The organism is Bacillus andreraoultii (assembly GCF_001244735.1).
GTDB classification, from domain to species: Bacteria; Bacillota; Bacilli; order Bacillales; family Caldibacillaceae; genus Caldifermentibacillus; species Caldifermentibacillus andreraoultii.
In genome coordinates this window covers 443,531-465,676 of the sequence record NZ_LN868936.1, presented here as the reverse complement: position 1 = coordinate 465,676, position 22,146 = coordinate 443,531, and the positions used below count along the sequence as shown (strand labels likewise).

General features: G+C 35.5%; 21 protein-coding genes and 1 pseudogene. 18 read left to right on the top strand and 4 right to left on the bottom strand.

The features are described 5' to 3' along the window. The first annotated feature begins 112 nt into the window (after positions 1 to 112). The 6 genes from BN2144_RS05235 to BN2144_RS05210 all read left to right on the top strand — a co-directional run bounded on the left by BN2144_RS05235 (position 113) and on the right by BN2144_RS05210 (position 7,385). On the top strand, positions 113 to 1,336 hold the full coding sequence (locus BN2144_RS05235) for an ISL3 family transposase (protein ID WP_082195149.1): 1,224 nt from the start codon (positions 113 to 115) through the stop codon (positions 1,334 to 1,336). A 657-nt stretch (positions 1,337 to 1,993) separates the two neighbouring features. Beyond that, positions 1,994 to 2,695, top strand: coding sequence for a response regulator transcription factor (locus tag BN2144_RS05230; protein ID WP_033827252.1), 702 nt, complete (start codon positions 1,994 to 1,996; stop codon positions 2,693 to 2,695). A 34-nt stretch (positions 2,696 to 2,729) separates the two neighbouring features. Next, complete coding sequence (locus tag BN2144_RS05225) at positions 2,730 to 4,184, top strand: HAMP domain-containing sensor histidine kinase (protein WP_042337654.1); 1,455 nt, start codon at positions 2,730 to 2,732, stop codon at positions 4,182 to 4,184. A gap of 217 nt (positions 4,185 to 4,401) precedes the next feature. Continuing rightward, positions 4,402 to 4,767, top strand: coding sequence for a YxeA family protein (locus tag BN2144_RS05220; protein ID WP_326564097.1), 366 nt, complete (start codon positions 4,402 to 4,404; stop codon positions 4,765 to 4,767). Between the two features lie 21 nt (positions 4,768 to 4,788). Continuing rightward, a complete protein-coding gene (locus BN2144_RS05215; protein WP_033827251.1) occupies positions 4,789 to 5,553 on the top strand; it encodes an ABC transporter ATP-binding protein in 765 nt (254 codons plus the stop codon). Continuing rightward, positions 5,550 to 7,385: an FtsX-like permease family protein gene (locus BN2144_RS05210; RefSeq protein WP_033827250.1), complete on the top strand. Its 1,836-nt coding sequence runs from the start codon at positions 5,550 to 5,552 to the stop codon at positions 7,383 to 7,385. The genes BN2144_RS05215 and BN2144_RS05210 overlap by 4 nt, the downstream gene beginning before the upstream one ends. Here the strand turns inward: BN2144_RS05210 and BN2144_RS05205 are convergent. Further along, positions 7,350 to 7,961: a hypothetical protein gene (locus tag BN2144_RS05205; protein WP_033827249.1), complete on the bottom strand. Its 612-nt coding sequence runs from the start codon at positions 7,959 to 7,961 to the stop codon at positions 7,350 to 7,352. The genes BN2144_RS05210 and BN2144_RS05205 overlap by 36 nt on opposite strands. Before the next feature lie 727 nt (positions 7,962 to 8,688). Here BN2144_RS05205 and BN2144_RS05200 point away from each other — a divergent pair. The 8 genes and pseudogenes from BN2144_RS05200 to rpsI all read left to right on the top strand — a co-directional run. Further along, the gene (locus BN2144_RS05200) at positions 8,689 to 8,940 is read left to right on the top strand and encodes a hypothetical protein (RefSeq protein WP_033827248.1); all 252 of its coding nucleotides are present in this window, start codon (positions 8,689 to 8,691) and stop codon (positions 8,938 to 8,940) included. A gap of 193 nt (positions 8,941 to 9,133) precedes the next feature. After that, positions 9,134 to 10,270 carry a M48 family metalloprotease gene (locus BN2144_RS05195; RefSeq protein WP_033827247.1) on the top strand — a complete coding sequence of 379 codons (1,137 nt, stop codon included), beginning with the start codon at positions 9,134 to 9,136 and terminating at the stop codon, positions 10,268 to 10,270. A gap of 59 nt (positions 10,271 to 10,329) precedes the next feature. After that, a complete protein-coding gene (locus BN2144_RS05190) occupies positions 10,330 to 10,812 on the top strand; it encodes a GyrI-like domain-containing protein (protein ID WP_042337653.1) in 483 nt (160 codons plus the stop codon). Positions 10,813 to 10,872: 60 nt separating this feature from the next. After that, positions 10,873 to 13,080, top strand: a complete 2,208-nt coding sequence (locus BN2144_RS05185) for a peptidase domain-containing ABC transporter (protein WP_033827254.1) — start codon at positions 10,873 to 10,875, stop codon at positions 13,078 to 13,080. Continuing rightward, positions 13,065 to 13,439 (top strand): HlyD family secretion protein, encoded by a 375-nt coding sequence (locus tag BN2144_RS05180; protein ID WP_033827246.1) that lies wholly within the window; start codon positions 13,065 to 13,067, stop codon positions 13,437 to 13,439. The genes BN2144_RS05185 and BN2144_RS05180 overlap by 16 nt, the downstream gene beginning before the upstream one ends. Beyond that, complete coding sequence (locus tag BN2144_RS05175; protein ID WP_033827245.1) at positions 13,433 to 14,608, top strand: beta-barrel domain-containing protein; 1,176 nt, start codon at positions 13,433 to 13,435, stop codon at positions 14,606 to 14,608. The genes BN2144_RS05180 and BN2144_RS05175 overlap by 7 nt, the downstream gene beginning before the upstream one ends. A 204-nt stretch (positions 14,609 to 14,812) precedes the next feature. After that, the gene (locus tag BN2144_RS05170) at positions 14,813 to 15,004 is read left to right on the top strand and encodes a hypothetical protein (RefSeq protein ID WP_033827244.1); all 192 of its coding nucleotides are present in this window, start codon (positions 14,813 to 14,815) and stop codon (positions 15,002 to 15,004) included. Between the two features lie 93 nt (positions 15,005 to 15,097). Beyond that, positions 15,098 to 15,172 (top strand): annotated as a pseudogene (gene rpsI, locus BN2144_RS19065) (30S ribosomal protein S9); the annotation flags it as partial. A gap of 89 nt (positions 15,173 to 15,261) precedes the next feature. Here the strand turns inward: rpsI and BN2144_RS05165 are convergent. After that, positions 15,262 to 15,480, bottom strand: a complete 219-nt coding sequence (locus tag BN2144_RS05165) for a hypothetical protein (RefSeq protein WP_033827243.1) — start codon at positions 15,478 to 15,480, stop codon at positions 15,262 to 15,264. A gap of 192 nt (positions 15,481 to 15,672) precedes the next feature. Continuing rightward, positions 15,673 to 16,494 (bottom strand): MerR family transcriptional regulator, encoded by an 822-nt coding sequence (locus BN2144_RS05160; protein WP_033827242.1) that lies wholly within the window; start codon positions 16,492 to 16,494, stop codon positions 15,673 to 15,675. 121 nt (positions 16,495 to 16,615) lie between these two features. On the opposite strand from BN2144_RS05160, the gene BN2144_RS05155 reads away from it, so the two are divergent. The 4 genes from BN2144_RS05155 (at position 16,616) to BN2144_RS05140 (ending at position 20,546) form a co-directional block, all read left to right on the top strand. Beyond that, entirely contained in the window at positions 16,616 to 17,995 is a 1,380-nt protein-coding gene (locus BN2144_RS05155) for an MATE family efflux transporter (RefSeq protein WP_042337652.1), read from the top strand. A 400-nt stretch (positions 17,996 to 18,395) separates the two neighbouring features. Next, entirely contained in the window at positions 18,396 to 19,616 is a 1,221-nt protein-coding gene (locus BN2144_RS05150; protein ID WP_033827241.1) for an MFS transporter, read from the top strand. Between the two features lie 331 nt (positions 19,617 to 19,947). Next, positions 19,948 to 20,229, top strand: coding sequence for a hypothetical protein (locus BN2144_RS05145; RefSeq protein WP_139017854.1), 282 nt, complete (start codon positions 19,948 to 19,950; stop codon positions 20,227 to 20,229). A gap of 11 nt (positions 20,230 to 20,240) precedes the next feature. After that, positions 20,241 to 20,546 carry a hypothetical protein gene (locus BN2144_RS05140; RefSeq protein WP_033827239.1) on the top strand — a complete coding sequence of 102 codons (306 nt, stop codon included), beginning with the start codon at positions 20,241 to 20,243 and terminating at the stop codon, positions 20,544 to 20,546. A gap of 116 nt (positions 20,547 to 20,662) precedes the next feature. Here BN2144_RS05140 and BN2144_RS05135 read toward each other — a convergent pair whose 3' ends face one another. Then, positions 20,663 to 21,757 (bottom strand): CotH kinase family protein, encoded by a 1,095-nt coding sequence (locus BN2144_RS05135; RefSeq protein ID WP_033827238.1) that lies wholly within the window; start codon positions 21,755 to 21,757, stop codon positions 20,663 to 20,665. Positions 21,758 to 22,146: the final 389 nt, after the last annotated feature.

Genomic DNA, 22,146 nt, shown 5'->3' with positions numbered 1-22,146 from the left:
GGCTCTATAATAAATGTTGGGGTTAATAAAAGATTCAAAAAAAAGAGACACACGACTCCTAATTTCCTTTTATACTTGAATTGACAGAAACAAGTTAAAGAAAGGGAGTCGTGTGCAAATGAATAATAACATAATTATGCCAGGATTAGAAGACGTAAAAATACTAAAAGTGGAACAAATGGATGACAGATTAGCGTTGTTTGTTGAAATGGAAGCACGCACACATACTTGTCCTAGATGTGGTGCCAAAACACGACAAATTCATGATTATCGAATGCAGAAAATCAAGCATTTAAAGTGGTTTGAACGCCTCTGCTATATCTTTTATAACAAGAGACGATATCGTTGTGATGCTTGCGAGAAGAGGTTTCCTGAGAAAAACAATTTTGTGGAGCGTTATAAACGGTTTACCAAAGAGTGGAATCAGGCTGTAAACGTGAGAAGTGTTCAAGCCAAAACATTTAAGGAACTAGCTCAACAATATGGTACTTCGATTTCAACGGTTATAAGACGATTTGATGCATTTGCCGAAAATGAAGTAGGGGAAGTTAAGGAACTCCCGAGAGTAATCGCTATAGATGAGTATAAAGGGGATACCAAAGAAGGAAAGTATCAGTTAATCATCGCAAACGGAGATACAAGAGAGCCTTTGGATATATTACCGAATAGAAAAGGAAAAACAATATCACAATACTTACGAAAGTATGGGGCCAATGTAGAAATAGTCATTATGGACATGAGCCATTCCTTTAAATCGGCTGTACGAAAGGCCTTAGATCATCCACTAATTATAGCCGACCATTTTCATTTTTGTCGCTATATCTATTGGGCACTTGATAAAGTAAGAAGGCGGATTCAGTCAGATTGGAATGATTATGACCGGAAAAAGTGTAAAAAAATGAGATATGTATTTTACAAAGATAGTGCGAAACTAACCGAAAACGAGAGATGGTACCTAGATCGATACCGTGGTATGTCGAAGGAACTAGATATGGCGTATCAATTAAAAGAGGCTTATTGTGAATGGTTCAAACAAGCGAAAGAAAATGGTTCAGAAGGTATGCGTAAAACCAAAGAAGGCTTAAACACGTTTTATCAGTTAGTTAGAGATACTGGAGTGCAGGAATTTCTACGCAGCATACGGACGTTTAAAAACTGGGAAAAAGAAATTTTAAATAGTTTTATGTATAGCTATTCTAATGGATTTCTGGAAGGAATAAATAACCACACAAAGGTAATAAAACGGAATGCGTATGGTTTCAGAAACTTCAAACGAGCAAGAGCTAGAATATTGTTATCACACAAGTATAAAGGAATAGGGGTCCATCTAGGCTAGAAATAATCCCCCTTTTATTGTAGGTATGAATTTTATTTCATACCTACAATAAAAGGTCACCAAGCGAAAGCGCGGTAGCTTAACCCCAACATTTGACAAAGAACCAAAAAGATTAATGAATGTAAATTGAATGTAATTATTTTATGGAAGCAAATTGAAGTGTGGCGAGAAGGGCTGAAAGAAGGATTGTAAAGGGCTGCAAAGCGTATACTACAGGAAGAGTTCACGGTAATCGGCTCATCTGCACTTCCTAAGGAACAAATTGATAAAATTATGCAAGAAATGAATTAAGCGATTGGTCAAAGCAACCTTTATGCTATATTTTTGATGGGCATCCAGAGTTCAACGGAAAGGAAACAAATATTTTTGGTCAAGAGGAATATTACGGGGATACTAATATAAATGGTAGGTCATAAAGGTAGGGATGTCTTCATGCCACAAATTGACTCGGAGGCATCCTATTTTCGATTAGGTATCGCATTTTGTCTAGCAAACAGGCCAGATTATGGAGGAAGCATAGAATACAAATATATTTTATGCACAACATTATTAATTATCTTAAGAAATAATTTAGAATTCCTGCTTTTATTTTTTAAGAAATCCCATTTATACTAATCTAATTAAGGAAATATTTTTTTGATAATTGGAGGATTTCCCATGAGTAAAGAAACAATCCTTGTAGTAGACGATGAGAAGGAAATAAGGGATCTCATTGCTATCTATTTAAATAATGAGGGATACAATGTGATACAGGCAAGTGATGGTGAAGAAGGCCTCGATATTTTAAAAAATCATGAAGTACATTTAATTGTACTTGATATTATGATGCCTAAAATAGATGGGATTCATATGTGTATGAAGGTAAGAGAAATAGCAGAAATGCCGATTATTATGCTATCTGCCAAGACACAAGATATGGATAAGATACTGGGGTTAACAACCGGTGCAGATGACTACGTAACGAAACCATTCAACCCACTGGAACTGGTAGCAAGAATTAAATCACAACTGCGCAGGTATATGAAAATGACCAGTGGAATGATGCAAAAGGAAAATGAAATTCAAATTGGCGAAATGCTAATAAATGTGTCTACTCATCAAGTCATTGTAGAGGATCAGGAAATAAAACTAACGCCAAGAGAGTTCTCTATTCTAGAGCTTCTTGCCAGAAATCGGGGCATCGTATTTAGTGCTGACCAAATATATGAAAGTGTATGGAAAGAGCGGTCTTTTCAATCAGATAATACGGTTATGGTGCATATTCGGAAAATCCGTGAAAAAATAGAAGAAAACCCGAGAAAACCACGTTATATCAAAACGGTTTGGGGAGTAGGATATAAAATTGAAAAGGAACATTAACTTCATTGCCTTTTTAAAGCGGCCCACTGGAAAAATGATAACCCGTTTACGTCGGAGTATTCGAATTCAGTTAATCACAGCGTTTGTTGTGTGTACATTATTAGGATTTTTAGTATCGAGAATGGCGGCACCAGTTTTTGAAAGTATAAATAAAGAGGCAACGATTGATTATAGCCGTAGTATGGAAAGCATTAATTGGCAAGCAAAATTCATAGCAGAAACAACAGCGGAAGAAAATAAAATAGAAGCCATAAAAACGTTTATCGAGGATCAAAATGACATTTTAAAACGAAAGCAAAATGCTTTAAAAGTGCTTGTTACAGATGAGACAGGAAAAGTTTTGTATAAAACAGAGCAAGCACAGGAGGTTCAAATAAATCTGCACGATACGATTGGTAATGTAATGTCGTTTTCAATAAACCATCCTGCCTATACAAGCGGGAAGGAACAGGGTACTCGTAGGGAGTTCATTACGTTTTACCCACTTACCGTAAAAGGCAAGAACTTATATATGTTTGTTAGTGGAATTCCAGAGGGAGATGTAACGTATCATACAAAAGAAGGGCCTTTTCCAATATTCATAGGAATCTTTGTTTTCATTTTCTCTTTTTATTATATAACTAAGCGAAAGATGAAACAGATAGAAGCAATGGCACAAGGTGTAAAAGAGATGGCAAAAGGAAATTTAACTTATCGTATCAAACAAAAAGGGCAGGATGAAATTGCCCTGTTAACAGATAGCATAAATCATATGGCCGAGGATCTTATGATTCAATTGGAAAAAGAAAGACAAGTCGAAAAGCGGAAAAACCAATTGATTACAAACGTTTCTCATGACCTTCGAACACCATTAACATCCATCTTAGGATATTTGCGATTACTACGTGATGGAAACATTAAAAACAAGGAACAGTACAGGGATTATATTAACATTGTCTATTCGAAGTCGGAGCAATTGCAGAATTTAGTAGAGGATTTGTTTGAGTATACAAAGCTTACAGATGGAAACATGGTCCTAGATCGACAGAATGTGTGCATAAGTAAGCTACTTGATCAATTAATTGACGAAGTAACACCTCAAGCAGATGAGCGAGGGCTCTCCATTGTTAAAAGTTTTCCACAAGAATCATTATATGCGGTTGTCGATTCGGAACAAACAGTCCGATTGTTCGACAATTTACTGATGAATGCCATTAAATATAGCAAGGATAATGGGCATATTCAGGTTACGCTTGTAAGGCAAGAGCAATATTTACAGGTTACTATCGCCAATCCAAGTGAAGCCTTTACAAAAGAGGAATTGGAAAATTTATTTGAACGCTTTTATAAAAAAGATCATTCAAGAAATAAAGCAGCGGAAGGTTCTGGATTAGGCCTCGCTATTGCCAAAGGAATTGCTGAACTGCAAGAAGGAGAAATTTACGCAGAATATCAAAATGGCCTCGTTCAATTTATTGTTTTATTACCAATAGGTGAAGAGGAGGAATGAAAACCTCAGCAATGGTTTTTTATCTGAATATCTCATGCATCCCCAATGGGCCCTTTGTAAGGGTTCTTTTTTTTGCTGAATTTATATGGTTAAGAAAACCTTAAGAAATTCCCCCGATTTTTATTAAGAAACCAATTTTATACTTGGTATTATTCAAGGAACATTTTCCTGGATATCCAACAGGATAAAAAAAGAAATAGAAGGGTGGAATAAGAAGATGAAAAAACTGAAAAAGTTATTACTTTGGACAAGTGGGCTGGTCGTTATTGGAATTGGTGCATTAGCTCTAATTGGTGAGGAAAATCGCGATAGATTTAATCCATTTATTAAAGAAAAAGATGTGTATGTCCTTGTAGACAAAGAAGGGCAAACCGATCCTAATTTTAAGTATCGCTATATGTTCAGATTAGTTGGAGTAGAGGAATCCGGAAAAGTAGAAGAAATTAAAATAACGTCCTCTGTTAAAAGTTTCCCCGAAAATAGTTATTTGAAAGTCCATGTAAAAGGTAAATATGTTTATGAATACGAGCAAGTAACAGAAGAAGACGTTCCTGAAAAGGTAAAGGAAATTCTAGAAAAGTAATTAGGCAGAGGAGGTACGATGATGAAAAAACTTGTTGTTGATGTTAAAAACGTCCAAAAGGTATATGGAAAAAAAGGCGAAAACCAATCACATGCATTAAGAAAATTATCCTTTTCCATTCAAGAGGGAGAATTTGTTGGAATCATGGGACCATCTGGCTCAGGGAAAACGACATTACTAAATGTCATTTCAACATTAGATAAAGCGACAAATGGCACGATCGAAATTGCCGGACTTGATATTACAAAAATGAAGCAAAATGAGCTATCTGATTTTCGGTTGCAAAAATTAGGGTTTATATTCCAAGACTTTAATTTACTTGAAAACTTGACGGTGTATGAGAATATAGCGTTACCCCTCTCACTTCAAAGTGTCTCATCAGGAGAGATCGGCTCAAAAGTGGAAAAAGTAGCGACTATCCTAGGAATTTCCGCTATTCTTGCTAAATATCCAGCAGAGATTTCGGGTGGACAAAAACAACGAACGGCGGCTGCTCGGGCGATTGTTCATAACCCAGCCATGATCTTAGCAGATGAACCGACAGGGGCACTCGATTCGAAAAACGCAACAAGTCTATTACATGCTCTCGTCGATCTGAACGAAAAACAGGGTGTATCGATCTTAATGGTTACGCATGATGTGTATAGTGCAAGCTATTGTCAACGTATATTATTCATTCGTGACGGAGAATTGTATAAAGAAATTCATCGCAGTGGAACCCGTGAAATGTTTTACAAAGAAATATTAGACGTGCTAGCAGGTTTGGATGGTGGAGGTTTACAATGATAGTTAAACTCTCCATTTCAGGATTAAAAAGCAAGCCAAGGGACTACATAGTGTTACTTGCCGGACTAGTAATGTCCATAGGTATTTTTTATATGTTTCAAACATTGGCTCTTAACAAGGCCTTTCTTGAAGCAAATGCTACGATCAAATCAATTGGCTATGTTTTTCAAACAGGTTCCGCCTTACTTGCAATCATTACTTTCTTCTATATTTTTTATGCAAATTCCTTCTTGCTGTCTCTTCGTCGGAAAGAGTTTGGAATGTATATGACATTAGGGGCAAAAAAGCAAAAAATTATATTGCTCATGTTTATCGAAACAATGGTTACCGGTTTAGCATCCCTAGTAATTGGAACTATAGTAGGGGCAGGCCTTGCACTGGGAATTGGCAAGCTGCTGATGAAACAGCTTGAATTTACCGCAGCTGGATATCATGCGATCTATATACCATCAATGACTGTTACTTTTATTTTCTTTATGATGTTATTTATATTATCTGCTATTATGAACGGTGTACAAATATCGAGGAACACGGTTCTGCAACTTGTTCAAGGAAATGCGTATGCTGATGCTGTGATGATAAAAGGGAAAAGGGCAGCCGTAATTGCTTTATTCTCAGTAATTCTGTTAGGGCTGGGCTATTTATCCATGTTTTACTTGAATAAATTGAAGGGATCCGGCCTCCTGATTGCGGCGCTTTTAACAACAGCGGGAACATATTTATTCTTCGCTTCGGCTTTTCCGTTTATTGTAAAGAAATGTAAGAAGAGCAGTGAAAAAGGTTTGAATGCTTTTACATTTGCCCAGCTAACTTTCCGTATTAATGGTTTAACAAAAATGTTAGCTACAGTAGCCATGTTGATTGCTCTCGGGGCAGGAGCCATTTCAGGCGGAATGGCCTTTAAAAATAATGTCATTAAATCTACAGACAGTTATGAAATATATGATTCTGTAATTATGAATCCAACAACAAAAGAGATGGAAATCTTAAATGGTATTCCTTTTGAGGAAAAAAGTGAATATCGATATAAAATGGACAATCACTACTTTTATTTTGTAAAAGAAGATTTAGTAAAAAATCCTCCATTAATCCCTATTGGAGACAGTGAGGAAGATACAGACAAACGAAAGCGTGTTTCCGAAGACCTGCCCGTAGGTGCTGTGTCAGGGTATAGTCAAGAATCGAACCAAAATACAGAGATGATCCCTGAAGAATGGCAAACGGCTTTTATCAGTATGCAGCCGATCTATATAGATAAGCCCATAAAAATTATCGATGTAAAAATGTACGATCAGTTAAAAGGTAAAGACGGCATCATTTTTATTGGCAAAACAGATAATTTTGTTGCACATATAAAAGAATGGAAAAAGCTTAATGAATTACAGTTAGCTAAATATAAAGAAATGAGTGCGGATCCTTCGTTAAGTAAATATGAAATTTACAATGAGTTTTATACGGTAGCTAGTGGTATGGTATTTATGGGGTTCTTCTTAGGAATTGCCTTCTTGGCCATGATGGCAAGCTGTTTAATGTTTAAAATTCTATCTGGTGCATCAACAGATATTTCGCGATATGAAATGCTTCATAAAATAGGTGTTCGTCGTACGTTATTAACGAAGTCCATCTATAAAGAGCTGCTCATCGTATTTTTAGCTCCAGCTATTATTGGTATGGTCCATGTTTTCGTTGGAATGAACATTTTTGGCTTTTTTGTAATCGATCCGTATTATCGTATTTGGCTACCGATCGTTATTTTTCTATTTGTTTATACGGCCTATTATCTTATTACAGTTCATTTATATAAAAGAATTGTTTTTCCGAAAAAAGTATAATTCATATAAACTAATTCCACAAAAGGGCGCACTAGATTTGCAAAAAACATCCAAAATATGGTAATTATTTGAGCGGCGTGAACAGTCAAACACATAGGTGGCGTCCTTATCAACAACAAGAGCAACGGCAACTTCCTGGTCAGATACTGCCGTGGTGGAAGCAATAATCCCTTGGGGATAGCTTGTATCCTCATTCAAGACAGCCAGGCGGAGGTGAATGTTCTTATCCCTGGAAGCGTAGGCCCATTCCCCGGCTTTTTGAGGCAGGGTGATTTCACTTGAGTCTACTACGGCAAGCGGGCCAATATCCATGACGTTCTGCACTCCCCGGTGATGGGCGTCAATCCAACCGAAAAGACTTACGGACAGTTCCTGAAGAAGGCCAATAGGAAGCTTTTCCAGTTTTCGGTATATTGTTGATTCGTGAATGTCTTCCAGGCCAATCAGCTTTTGGAGCTCGTCATTGGCTCTAAGGTTCTCCTGTGCATTCCAAAGGGAGAGCCGCTGATGTAGAAAGGCTTCAACAAATATCAGAATAGCTTTGCCGGACAAAAGCTTTTTGGCGTAGTGGTCCAAAAAGGGATGTCGGTAATTTTCCAGGTTTAATAGGCGCAAACAGTTTTAACTACGGTAGACTTGGGTAAAGGTTGTTGAACAACCATTTTGTTCCCTCCTAAAGGTGAAGTTGGTGGTGGTAACCACGCATTTTGCGTCTTACTTCTTCTTTAGGAGTATTTTTGTGTTCTTAAACCCGTTTTTGAGTTCTTAGTTCTATAAATGGAATATTTTGGAATCTATTTGCAAATCTAGTGTACAATTCTCTTTAATCATTCGTTTTTCTCTTCCTTTTCATCCTCGCTTTCTTTATTCCAACATTTATTTGTTGAGAGTGAATGTAACCTAATTGAGAGCGGATGTAACCTAATTGTATTATTTCCCAAATGCCATTGTTATATAAACCTAGTAACATGGTAGGCAAATGAAAAGAGAGAAAAACTCAAACCAACTGTGATTAAAATTCTTTAGTACAACGTATATAGTTATGTAATCCTCATATATTTTTTAGAATGAAAAACACAAATCGTTTTACGAAGGAGTGGGTGCATTGTCAACCGTTATATTTACTTCGATTATTACTGGCGGAATTGTGGCTATTATCGTAGTCAATTATTTAAAGAAAAAGAATAACTCAGGACAATAAGAATCACTTGGGAATTTCCTTTGTTGAAAGATGTAATGAATATTGCTTTAGTTATTCATATTTACATAGATAGCTAAAGAATAAAAATAAGGAGGATATCGAATGATTGCAACGATTGAGAACACACATTTTCAGCCATTGTCTCTTAATGAAATGTACCTGATTGATGGTGGAGCATGGAGTTGGGGTGACTTTGCGAAGTCAACCGTCGGTGGAGCAGCTGGTGGTGCCGCCGGTGGTGCTATAACAGGTTCATTTGCTGGAGGAGTCGGTGCATTACCAGGCGCAGGAATTGGCGCATTAGCCGGTGGAGCTGCTGGTGCTGTAACTTATGCAGTTGTCGGTTGGTGGTAATGAGTTGATGCAAAGTGATAATCAAGTGTAGGGTGATTATCACTTGTGTTTCAGCAATAGCACTGTTTTTGGTTGAGGCACCTATCTTGATAGGTGTCTCATTCCATTACATCACAATAATAAATACAAGCATGCAAGCCATTCAAACCTTATGTGAACATCCGAGCTTGATTGAATTAAAGGAGGTTCAATAATGACCAATTTTTCACTTGTTTTGATTGGTATAGCAATTTTGCTTATCAATCTAACCTTTACTATATCGATAAGATGGTATATTTTACATGAATTTGAACAGAAAAAGGCATCAGAAAATCTTCTGAATACTTTTCAAACATTTGAAATGATCTTGTATTTTTGCACAGTGATTTTCGCTGCGATGATTTCCTATATTACTTATCGTGTAGGAGCAAGCTTTGATCTTACCATATATATTTTGGCTTTTATCCCATTTTTATACGTGATCTCGCAATTATTAATCAGTCGATTTTTGTTTCATAAAATACATAAAATCATTCGAAAAACTGAAAGCACGGTTAAAGAAGATCTTCTATTTTTTATAAAAATGTTAGGCATTATGATCATCCCGAGTATTTTAATTATTTTGTTTAGAGTTTATTACATACAGCATATGGGTACTAACGAGTTTTTTCTTTATTTTGTCATCATTTTTGGCCTATTTCTTTTTTTTATAGCTTATCCGCACTTACTGAAATATGCTTTGAAAGCAAGGCAAATCGAATCGATAGAAACAAAGAAGGAAATTACCCAATTTCTGCGAAAACAACAAGTGGAAAATATGGAAGTTTATCAATTCGCAACGAAGAAAAGCAAAACAGCAAATGCCATGATTATAGGCATATTTAAAAAGAAAATATTTTTTTCTGACTACTTATTGGAACATTTGACAATTGAAGAAACATGTGCCGTATTAGCACATGAATTAGGCCATTATAAAAAGAAACATTTATTAATAAAAGTTTTTTTGATTGCCTTTGCAGTTCCTTTATTTACAGGACTTGGTTATTTAATGGATGAAATGGAGGAATTATTCGATTTTACAATTGCCATCCCAGTGGGCGTCGTATTTATATTAGGAACATTATTCGCTTATTTAGGATTTGTATTTTTAAAATTAACAAAAATGCAAGAGTATCAAGCCGATCAATATGCGTTGCAAATAGGTGTCTCATCAGCTACGTATATTTCTGCTTTAACAAAGGTCGCTAAGCTTAATAATCAACCACTATCGGTTGGTAATCTAAGTGAATTATTAAGTACACACCCATCATTAGACAAACGATTGAAAAAAATCATGGATCGACAATGTTGATGATATCGGTTAGCTTACTCTCATTGAAGGTAATCAAATAATTGGAGGTAAATAAAATCATGTTAGAAACGGAAGGAATTCAAAAAGATCAAAGCATTAAATATGAAAATCTAGTTTCACTGCGAAAAAAATTATTCCAAGAGGAAATCCAGCCGGAACTTATCAAGTTAGCGGAATATATGAAAAATAAAAATGTACAAAGAAAAGGACCGATGATTTCAACGACTTACGATGTGGAAGAGGTTGACGGAAAGCAATTACTGGATATGGAGTTTCTTTTTCCTGTTAATCAAAACATTGATTTACCAGAAGACTATCGTTTTAAACCGATATTTCATCTTGTCCACGCTATTTATAAACGACATATTGGAGCTGCCGAGACATTAGAGGAAACGTATAATGAATTACACGCATACATGAAAGAAAACCAACTTCAACAAATTACATCGGGCTACAATATTAATATAAATGAAAAGGAAGCAGCAGCTGGAAAGACACCGATTATTGATGTATATATTGGGGTCAACCCATCGATTTTGTAAAACTTCTGCTTTATCATGCAGTGAAATAAATTTTTTGGAAGTGTACAAATGTTTTCGAAAATGATGGAAAAGTTTAAAAAATATCATTGTATTAAACAACACGATATTCGCGATTGCGGTGCTGCCTGCTTGGCAACCGTTTGCAGACAATACGGTCTAAAAATACCAATTTCAAAAATCCGCGGCGCTGCGGGTACCGATAAACAAGGAACGAATGTTTATGGGCTTGTTCAAGCTGCAGAAAAACTAGGATTTACAGCTAAAGGTGTAAAAGGCGATAAAGAAGCATTATTTCAAGAATTCCCTTTACCGGCAATTGCGCATGTCATTGTTGATGAATCGTTATTACATTACGTTGTCATCCACCGGATTAAAGAGGATGAAATATTGGTTGCAGATCCTGCAGAAGGCCTTGTTACTTATTCTCCTGAGGAATTTTTGAAAATATGGACAGGAGTACTTGTATTAATGGTGCCCACCCCCCAATTTGAAAAGGGTGACGAAACCAAAGGGTTATTTCAACGTTTCTTAGGATTTTTAAAACCCCAAAAGAAACTTATTGCTCATATATTTTTTGCATCCCTTTTATATACAATCTTTGGGATTTTGGGCGCATTTTATTTTCAGTTTTTAATTGATGATATTTTGCCATACGGTTTACGTCAAACATTACATGTCATTTCCATTGGGATTATTGCTCTGTATACCTTTCAAGTCATTTTAAATATGTTCCGCTCTCAGTTGCTTTTATATTTAGGGCAGAAATTAGACATTAACTTGATGCTTGGCTATTATCATCATGTTTTAACATTGCCGATGGATTTCTTTGGAACGAGAAAAGTGGGCGAGATTGTCTCACGGTTTAATGATGCTTCAAAAGTAAGAGAGGCCATGTCTAGTGCCACATTAACAGTTTTTATTGACATATTAATGGTGATTGTCGGAGGAGGCATTTTATTCATACAGAGTGCTTTTTTATTTGGCATCACAGTTATTATCGTACCGATTTATGCACTCATTGTCTGGTTTTATCAAAAACCATATGACCGGGTAAATCGAAAAGAGATGGAAGAAAACGCCCAACTTACGTCTTACCTTGTAGAATCGCTCAACGGGATAGAAACGGTAAAAGCCTATAATGCAGAACGTAAAACGAATATCGAAACAGAAATGCGCTTTATCAAATTTATCAGAACAGTATTTAAACGTGGAACAATGAGTAATGTACAAGATTCTTTCAAAACATTTGTAGAACTCATTGGCGGTGTTGTTATTCTATGGGCCGGTGCTTATCAAGTGATCGAAGGTCATTTATCTGTGGGGCAACTTATTACATATAATGCATTACTTGCTTATTTTCTCAATCCAATCAGAAATTTAATCAATTTACAACCAACGCTATTAACAGCTGTTGTTGCAGCGGATCGTCTTGGAGATATTTTAGATTTGGAGCCCGAAAAGGCCCCTAATGAAGCTCAGAAAATAAATCCAGCCACACTAAAAGGTCAAGTGAAGATAAATGATTTAGACTTCCGTTATGGTACACGGGATTGGGCATTGAAACAAATTAATGTAACCGTTCGGCAAGGTGAGAAAGTAGCCCTTGTCGGTGAAAGTGGTTCAGGAAAGACGACACTTGTAAAGTTATTAATGAATTTTTATCCGCTTGAAAAAGGAGAAATTCTCATTAAAGATTACAATATACAAGATATAAATCGAGAAGCTCTTCGGGAAAAAATCGCCTATATTCCACAAGATACTTTCTTTTTCAGTGGCACCATTCGGGAAAACTTAACACTTGGGGTGGATGACTCGATTGAATTTGAGGAAATTGTGCAAGCGTGTAAATATGCAAGAGCGCATGAATTTATTAATCATTTGCCATTCCGTTATGATACGGTGCTGGAGGAAGATGCATCGAATCTATCAGGCGGGCAACGTCAACGTTTAGCAATTGCCCGGGCCATCTTGAAAAAACCGGACATACTCATTATGGATGAAGCGACGAGTAATTTAGATTCAACGACAGAAAAGGCGATTTCAGAAACGATACAGGAAATATGTGGAGACATTACAATGATTATTATTGCTCATCGTTTGAGTACGATTATGAAATGCGACTCAATTTTGGTGATGGATGGCGGGGAAATCATTGAATCGGGTTCTCATAGTGAGTTGATGGAACAAAAAGGTAAATATTATCATCTGTGGAAAGATCAACTTCCGCCAAATGAACAAAGTGGTGAAGAACGATGCGAGAAGACATAAAAAACTTAAATGAACTTAGTGACAGCAGAGAATTATTAGAGGCACGGCCTAATCCAATGATTGCATGGTTTATTTATTTGCTATTAATCATTTTTGTTTTTGCCATCATATGGACATGCTTTGGAGAAATAGATGAGGTGGTAAAAGCAGATGGTGTGGTGCGTACGAATGAAATCGTCAGTACAGTTCGAAATGAAACACCTCGTCAGGTAAAACGGATCGCTTTTTCAGAAGGGCAGCATGTGGAAACAGATGATATCCTTTTTGAATTAGATTCTAGTGAGGAAGAATTACAAAAAGAAAAACTTGAAGAAGAAATCGGTGAAAAGGAAAAAAGCTTAAAGATGCAGAGTTGTTAAAATTAAGCATTGAAAAAGGGGAGAATCAGTTTAAGGACGAGGCAGAAGACAATGAATATTATCAAAGGTATCAAGCTTATCAATCAAATCTTTCTTTGATAAAGCAAGAACATGAAAGTGCTAAATTAGAAGTTAGTGAGAACCGCGAAAGTCAAAAATCCCAAAAAGCAAGTATTCAATCACAAAAAGAACGTTTGGAAAATAAATCTAGTCAGTTGAAACGACTTCGAGATGCGATAAATAATAAAAAAAATGTTTTTAAAAAAGAAGAAACTCCTTATTATCATCGTTTTTTAGATATTAATGGAATGATCGAACAGTTAGATAAAACTATAAACGAAACAAAAGAAGCTTATGAAACGATGAAAGAAAACAGTAATACGACAGATTCTCCTGAAATGGAAAAGCAGCTGAATGAAGCAAAAAAAGCGTATGAAGAGGCAATAGTAAAACGTGATCAGTATAAAAATCAACAATTACTGCAAGTAAATAGTGAGATTGAGCAAGCCGAAGATAAAATAAAGGAAGTTGAAGCAACATCAGGTTCCGATATTGATTTTGCAAACTTGGAAGAAAGCTACGATAAAAATTATCAAGCTTCCGTTGAGAAATATAAATCAGATTCGTTAGTTGAAGTTACAAATGAATTCGAAGATGTGGAACAACAAATTGAGCAATTACAACATGAATTAGCTGCGATTGAGCAACAAATTGAGACGAATCTGGTAAGAGCTCCAAGATCAGGGGTGGTAAATGTACGGGCAGACATCTCCGAGGGGGATCTCTTGCAAGCGGGTACAGAAGTATTAACCATTATTCCGGAAACTAACCCTTCCACTTATACAGTACAATTGTCTGTATTAAATCAAGACATAGCTAAAATTAATATTGGAGATGAAGTAAAATTCAGCATTCATTCGTTGCCATATGAGGAATATGGGAAAGTCGAAGGAAAAATCACTCAAGTGAGCTCAGATGCAACCGTCGATCCAGAAACAGGTATGAGTTATTATTTAGTGGAAGCGACCATCGATAATGAAACACTTTATGGTCATAAAGGTGATGAAGGAGCAATTAAAATAGGAATGACAACAGAAGCTCATATTGTCACTGACTCTAAAAAAATATTATACTTTTTATTGGAGAAGATGCATTTAAAAGACTGGTAAAAGTTATGGAGAAACTTGTTCCAAATTTTCATATTTGGAACGGTGTGGATTTAAGAAGGTTAGCTAACCACCTGTTATGATTAAATGTTTTATGATAATAAAGTTGTTTAAACACCAGTCATGCTATTCAACGTAATAAAAGAAGGTGTCCACTTTAGAAATGTCTTATCATATTTTAATAATAATGGAATTGAGGTGTGACAAATGACGGAACAGCAATGTCCCGAATGTGGAAGTACAGAATTAGGAGTAGCGAAATGGTCAGGTATGGCCAATCTTCAACCCGTCGGAAAACTTAATTTGAAAGGTGGATCCCCAGTTCTTGCGACGCTTTGTACAGAATGTGGCTACATTTTATCTATTAAGGTAAAAGAACCTCATATTTTTAAAAAGTGATTAACATCCCGATAAATTCCCCAATCCTCCGCAAGCGGACTTAATAAATATATTGATACATGAGGGTTCTGCCATTAGATGATGTGCTTTGAAAACCCAAAAATTAAAGAACGTAAGAAGTACGGTCTTAAAGGCGCTCGTCGTGCACCACAGTTCTCTAAGCGTTAATTATCAATACTTACAGCCCTTTTCCGATCCATCGGAATGGGGCTGTTTTTATTTTAAAAGCAGCTGTTAATCTACATTGCATCCATCATTTATACATAAACAGAAAAAGACCACACGATGAATAGCACACTTACTATTCCCCATATCGTGGCTCCTGCTATCCACCAAACAACGGGTTTAGCTGCTTCCGTATCATCTTTGTTTTCTATTGCAAAAGCAACTCTTTCCTCCATGCCTTTTTTCATTGATATAAGGACAAAAAGTCCTATTACGATAAAACCAACCGTTATCCAAAGTAATAAATTCATTTTAACACTCCATTTCTGATAGGATACTTTCTAAATAAACTATTTAGACAGCACTTTAATACATTTGGTTCAATTAATCTAGATTCCTATCTAATAATACCCCAGTTTGTTCTGCCATAACACGGGCTGGTAAAGACTTTTCATACTCCCACAGAATTGCAACTAATCTTGGTAGAAAAAGGAGCAGCTTGCTTATTTTTCTTCTACTTGTATCATTATTTTTGTGACGTAATTATCTTCCCCACTTACACTTACCTCATCAATTACATACTCTTCAAAGCTATCACCACATATACGATATCCTTCCTTACTCAAATAAGCTTTTATTTTTTCATAAGTATCCTGAATCGCCACATAACTTCCTTTATGATAGCCAACCACATATTTTCCGGCTTTTTTGATAAAAGGTTCTACTAAATCAGATTGATTCACACGCATAAAAAAATGCGAATAACTCCAATAGTTCCCCGCTTCTACATGCTCTTGACGAATCAAAACTCCAATAGGATAGCCTATATCGAGTTCCTCTTGCTTTGTATATTTAATAAACGACATAATTGACTTTGTACATTCTTTATCGGAACATGTTAGAATATCTTCACTTAATACATAGTATTCTATTTCTCTTTCTTCGATTGTAAACTGGTCAAAATCCAAACGTAATGCTTCCCCAATTTGTTTTTTCTTGTTTTGAATAATTTGCTGAGTACGCTGCATTTTCGCGATTTTCCTTTTCATTGCTTCCTCTTTTTCCGTTAATAATTCGAGTGCCTCCTGGGGGCTTTTGGAATGAAAAAAATCTTTAATTTCCGCTAAAGACATTCCAATTTCTTTTAGCATCTCAATCACGCTAAAAACTTCTGTTTGTTGAATGGAATAATAACGATACCCATTTTCATTTTTATACTCTGGTTTTAAAAGACCGATATCATCATAATGAAAAAATGTTTGTTTTTTCACGCCACATAAATCTGCAAATTCTCCTGTTGTAAATAGTCTTTTTTTCGATTCCATTTTTTCTACCTCTTCTCTCTTGACTATACGGTAACCGAATACCTTATCATCATAACATAGATAGTACGTGAAACGTCGAATGGAAAAATTCAAAAAATTTAAATTATAGGCGGTATTATTTATGGAAAACAATCATTCAATGATGCAAACGATGGAGCCTCATCAATTATTTAGGAAGTATTTAATCCCTTCCTTATTCGGAATGATGTTGATGGCAATCAATATTTTAATCGATGGTCTATTCGTCAGTCATGGTGTTGGAGAAAAGGGACTCGCAGGTGTTAACATCGCAGTACCGATTTATTCGGTCATTTTATCCGTTTCTTTGTGGATTGGCATGGGAGGGGCAACGTTGTATTCAATCGCACTTGGGCAAAGCAATCAACATCGGGCAAAAGAAATATTTACACATTCGATTGTTCTTGCAATTGTGACGACAGGATTAATTATTGGATTCTGTCTATTATTTGAGCAGAAACTTGCTTATATATTCGGGGCAAATGATGTAATTATTTCATATGTTATCGATTATCTTCAAATTATTCTTTTGTTTGGGATTGTCTTTGTACTTGAGAATATTTTAAGTATTTTTATCCGAAATGACGGAAATCCTACGCTCGCTATGACAGGATTAATTGTGACAGCTGTTGTGAATATTATTTTAAATTATCTTTTTATCTTCATATTCCATTGGGGAGTAAAAGGGGCTGCCTATGCAACAGTAATCGGTACTTTCATAGGAATTCTCGTTTTGTTTACACACTTCTTAACGAATAAAAAACAATTAGGGTTCATCCATACGAGACTCGACCATTCTATAGTAAAGAATATTTTCTCGATTGGTTTTCCGAGCTTTATCGTTGAAGGATCAACTGCAGTGATGATGGTTGCATCCAATATAACATTTAGCTATTATGTCGGAGAAACGGGCGTTGTAGCTTATGCTGTGGTCAACTATATGCATACGGTGTTTCTTATGCTCTTTATCGGGATTGGAGCAGCCCTACAACCTATTACAAGTTACCATTTTGGTGCAAAGCTTTATCAACGTATGAAACAATTTGTCCGGATAGCAATGATTACAGGAATTGGTCTAGGTGTGGCTGTATTTATTGTTGGCTTAGTCGGAAAAGGGTTTATTATCGATTTATTTGGGATTGATATTCCCGAAATTATTGATTATACGAAAATTGAAATTGTCTACTTTTTTGCGGGATATCTATTTTTGGGAATCAATATGGTATTTGTTGAATATTATCAATCAATTAAAAATACCCGTATTGCTACATGGATTATTTTAAGTCGCAGCTTTATCTTATTCATCCCTTTACTTTGGACTTTTCCGAATTTCTTCGGTTCTAATACGATTTGGCTTGCTTTTCCAGTAGCTGAGGGGTTAACGGTACTTATCATGTATCTAGCATTAAAATTCAAATGGATTGAACTTATTCCAAGAGATAATGCCGAAGCTGTTCAAAAGGTGAGGGTAAGTAATAAATAAGGGGATAATGTAAAATTGGATTGATAATTTTTGAGCTTAGTGCGATGTCTTTCAAGTCCAAGTAACTCAAGGATTAGATCAAAGGGTAAAAAATTCACCCCAAAAATAAGAAAATAGGTGAAACCGCGCCAATACTGAGTTAAAATGGTAGTTAATCAAACCGAACCATTAACCAATTAGGGGGATCACCATTGAAAATGATCATGTTATCCCGGCAAAATTGGCTTAGAATAAATGATATTTATCTCTACCCTTAAAATATTGAATTTTCATCCAAATTAGTTTTTTAATTCGTTTCGAATTATATTTCTATAATCAAATTGAAAATTAGGAGGTATGTCCAGTGTAAAATTCCCTTTTTATCATAAAAAGTCAAAATGATAATTAAGGGGTAGAAATAATGAAAAATAATTCGTTTCGTTTCTTATGGATAGGCCAATTATTCGCTAATTTAGGTGATGTGTTTTATGTAGTGGGGTTAATATCTATTTTATATTCAGTAACAGGGTCTGCAATGTATTTGGCACTGTTACCCTTTTTAAATACGTTTGGAAGATTTATAAGCAGTTTCATTTCACCATTATTATTGAACAGATATAGACTGAAATCACTTTTGATAAGCTCACAATTAAGTAAAACAACTATATTATTATTACTAGCATCTTGGATGAGTTTTCAATCATTGCTTGGAATTTGGTATATTGTTTGTTGTATCTTATTAATAGCTTTCTTTGATGGGTGGGCAATGCCGGCAACAAATGCTATTGTTCCCAGATTAGTCAAAGAATCTGAATTATTGAAAGCAAATAGTTTTATTTCAGTTATTAATGAAACCGTTCAATTAGGTGGTTGGGCGTTGGGTGGATTACTTGTTGCACTAATAAATGGACAAAATGTAATTTGGCTTACCTTCTTCTTGTTTGTCTTATCTACAATCATGATGGTACAGATTGTAGATAATACACCTATCCAAGTTAAAGAAGAGAAACAAAAAACATTCGAAGCTTTAAAAGAGGGCTGGCTTACAATATGGAAGACTCCGATCTTTCGAAGCATCCATGTCATGATTTTTATAGAAGCTATTGCAAATGTAGTTTGGGTGGCAGCCATTCTTTATGTGTTTGTAAATGAAGTATTAAATGTAACAGAAGCATGGTGGGGTTATATAAACACTGCATTCTTTCTAGGTTTGATACTAGGTGGAGTATTCTGTTCAAGATATTCGGTAAAAATTGAAAAGAACATGAGGAAGACTGTGTTATATTCTTCGTTCGGTGTCTCCATTGTAACGCTCTTATTTGCATTAAATTCAGTAGCTTGGGTAGCATTAATAATGGTAGCTGTAAGTGGATTCATAGATCAAATGAAAGGTATTACTATAAACACATATTTACAAAAAGAAGCATCTATTGAAGATTTACCTAGGATATATAGTGCTCAATATTCTATGGTTTCATTAGTTTTTGGGTTTTCTTCGTTAGCTTTCGGAGGAATTGCGGAGTACTGCAGTGTACAACTTGCATTTATTGTTGCAGGATTACTCTTAGCAGGATCGGGAATTTATATACTGACCATTAAAAATCGATTCCCTAACAATTATAAATTAGCAGAGAACAATTAATTCATCGAAAGGCTGCATAAGGTTTTGATATGCAGCCTTTATTAAACTTCGGAAATTAGTCATGGTTTATTTTGTCCTTTTCTTCATAGGTGCTAAACTTCTTATTTAATAAACTCAAGTAATCACCACCTTGAATCTATTATATTCGAATAATCATTAAAATAAACTTACATAGTAGTCATACGGAGCAAGAATACTATTAAGAGGCAGCTTGTTTGAAAAAGTCCCCGACCGAGCTGGGAAAGTAAAACTTCAGGGAACCGACCGGCTTTCTATATTCAGAGAGCTTTCAAATGTTGAAAAATACATTTTTCTGTTGGAGACGTTTTGGGTGGATGTAGATTGGACTGAACTTCAAGAGGAAAGATTTCATTTTGTACACAAATCGGTTCAGGACTTGTTTTACTTTATTTTAAAGAAATTGGATGGAGGTATAAATAGATTAGATAAAAATCTTAGTTTAGATGAGAAGATAGTATCTGAGCGCTTAGAACATTGGAATATTTTCTTTTATATTTTCAGTGGCTCGGATTATGGGAATGTGAAAAAGATGAAGAAGCACTTGATCGGTATTACCGGAAAAATTGGTATTTTGCTAAATCAATTCAAGTAAAGGAGTTCGGCTTGAATCTGATATCGATTTTACTGTATGAACGTAATTTGCAGTTTTGGAATATCCCATTTCAGCAGGAGCATGGTGAGGTCAATCCTATTCCTGGATCACCATTAGAAGAGTTCATTTTTAATTTACCCGAAGAAATTGAAGAATATTTTATTCATCAAAAGGAAGGGAATCATTTATATGATTTTGGGGATGAATGGATATTTACTATTGTCGTAAAACAAATTCTTGAACAAGATTCTGAACTATTGACGCCGTATGTAAAGGAGAAAGGGGAGAAGGGCCAGTATGAGGATTGGAGCTGGTGATATCAGTTTCTAAAGTAAGGACAACATCCCCCTAATCTCTTCAGTGAAGCCAAAAAATGAGCTCTCAACCATTTGGGTAGGAGTCATTTTTTTGAAAAATTTCCAATAACAATTTATCAAGTTAAATCACTCAAATGCTCACGGAGATAGCTGTGACGGTCTTTTATATACTGGTTGATGAAGGCAATTTCATCCGTAAACTCTTCCATTGATTTTGTGTAATAAGGGTCTTCTTCTAAATGTGGTTGTATTGCTTCGACATAAGCGTTAATTTTGGGCATAAGAATTTCAGGTCGAAAATGATGGTCCAAAATTTCCTCGAGTATCTCCTTATATTTTTTTCGATAGGTGGAGTTCTGAAGTAATTTTTCAACGAGTATATTTGTTTGATCCCCGTATATAGGGACATAGTCATACTCCATTATCTCCCCATGACAATCACGTCCCCATGTCGCTTCATGATCCCATGGACTAATGGAGAATAGGTTTGTTTCAGCGTTGAGAAATATCGCATAATTTTGGTGGAAACCATCAAAGTTTTGAATACATACGACACCAGCTAACCACCGTAAAAACGTATGAACATCGAGATAATTTTCAACTTCCTTCGTAAATTCATCATCGGATAGAGCGTTTATTTTATAAATAAACTCTCGAAAATATAGTCCCTCTTTTACAGTTCCGTATTTACATTCATAGCCAGATAATAAGTCTAACTTCGACCTTTTCTCATAATAACTATACAGGGAAAAATCAGCATCACTGTTAATAGCGTAAAAAATGGCTTTTACCGGTATGTTTCTTTTTTCAAAATAAAGTTGGTCCAACGATTCAATTTTGAGGTAGATACCTGACTTCTTTCCATTAATTTTTAAAAAGACATGTCTCGCTGATGGGACGAAAACCCCAATATCATGAAAAAAATCAAAAGAAAGCTTGGAGCGGATAAGTGAGGTATCTAAAAATTCTGCATTTAGATGGAATTCTTGGTTTTTTCGATAATTTGCTCGCTTTTTTATCGTAATCAGGTACGATTTTTTTGCAAACTCTCTTATATGATTTCCCCGATACGCAAGATTTATAGGAAATGTTTTATTATGAATGGTAAGTTTTGCCGGAATAGGTTCATCAGACCATATATCCGTCATTAGTTCACGAAGATTTGCTGGATGGATGAAAAGTGAATATGTTGGGATGGTTGTTCTATCCATGAAAATCCCTCCAACCTTTAAGTTTGGCAATTAATAAATCATATGAAAGATAAGTGGTGAGTGCTTGTACTGCTATCCTGTTTTTACCGTTTCTAAATCATGGGAATCATTTTTTGGGCTCTATACTTGTGACGATTAATAGGGGGTTAGATACATATACAGTCAAAACGGACAAGGATTTCATAATAATAACTAAATTGTATTGAAAGGGGGGAGTTTTCATTGTCTAATGAAACTTCAGAAATGAGTAGGAGTAGTGGATTTAATATGAGGGAGCAAAGTGAAATGGATTGGAATACAAGTGGCTCGCGTTCCAGTGAAAGAAGGAGCGATAAATTTACAAGTGGCTCGCGTTCCAGTGAAAGAAGGAGCGATAAATTTACAAGTGG

Coding starts and splice junctions, on each gene's coding strand:
- BN2144_RS05135 (WP_033827238.1), bottom strand. CDS start 21,757: ATGGATAGAACAACCATCCCAACATATTCACTTTTCATCCATCCAGCA.
- BN2144_RS05165 (WP_033827243.1), bottom strand. CDS start 15,480: ATGAATTTATTACTTTGGATAACGGTTGGTTTTATCGTAATAGGACTT.
- BN2144_RS05190 (WP_042337653.1), top strand. CDS start 10,330: ATGTTAGAAACGGAAGGAATTCAAAAAGATCAAAGCATTAAATATGAA.
- BN2144_RS05160 (WP_033827242.1), bottom strand. CDS start 16,494: ATGGAATCGAAAAAAAGACTATTTACAACAGGAGAATTTGCAGATTTA.
- BN2144_RS05150 (WP_033827241.1), top strand. CDS start 18,396: ATGAAAAATAATTCGTTTCGTTTCTTATGGATAGGCCAATTATTCGCT.
- BN2144_RS05180 (WP_033827246.1), top strand. CDS start 13,065: ATGCGAGAAGACATAAAAAACTTAAATGAACTTAGTGACAGCAGAGAA.
- BN2144_RS05215 (WP_033827251.1), top strand. CDS start 4,789: ATGAAAAAACTTGTTGTTGATGTTAAAAACGTCCAAAAGGTATATGGA.
- BN2144_RS05195 (WP_033827247.1), top strand. CDS start 9,134: ATGACCAATTTTTCACTTGTTTTGATTGGTATAGCAATTTTGCTTATC.
- BN2144_RS05220 (WP_326564097.1), top strand. CDS start 4,402: ATGAAAAAACTGAAAAAGTTATTACTTTGGACAAGTGGGCTGGTCGTT.
- BN2144_RS05225 (WP_042337654.1), top strand. CDS start 2,730: ATGATAACCCGTTTACGTCGGAGTATTCGAATTCAGTTAATCACAGCG.
- BN2144_RS05170 (WP_033827244.1), top strand. CDS start 14,813: ATGACGGAACAGCAATGTCCCGAATGTGGAAGTACAGAATTAGGAGTA.
- BN2144_RS05200 (WP_033827248.1), top strand. CDS start 8,689: ATGATTGCAACGATTGAGAACACACATTTTCAGCCATTGTCTCTTAAT.
- BN2144_RS05155 (WP_042337652.1), top strand. CDS start 16,616: ATGGAAAACAATCATTCAATGATGCAAACGATGGAGCCTCATCAATTA.
- BN2144_RS05210 (WP_033827250.1), top strand. CDS start 5,550: ATGATAGTTAAACTCTCCATTTCAGGATTAAAAAGCAAGCCAAGGGAC.
- BN2144_RS05230 (WP_033827252.1), top strand. CDS start 1,994: ATGAGTAAAGAAACAATCCTTGTAGTAGACGATGAGAAGGAAATAAGG.
- BN2144_RS05185 (WP_033827254.1), top strand. CDS start 10,873: ATGATGGAAAAGTTTAAAAAATATCATTGTATTAAACAACACGATATT.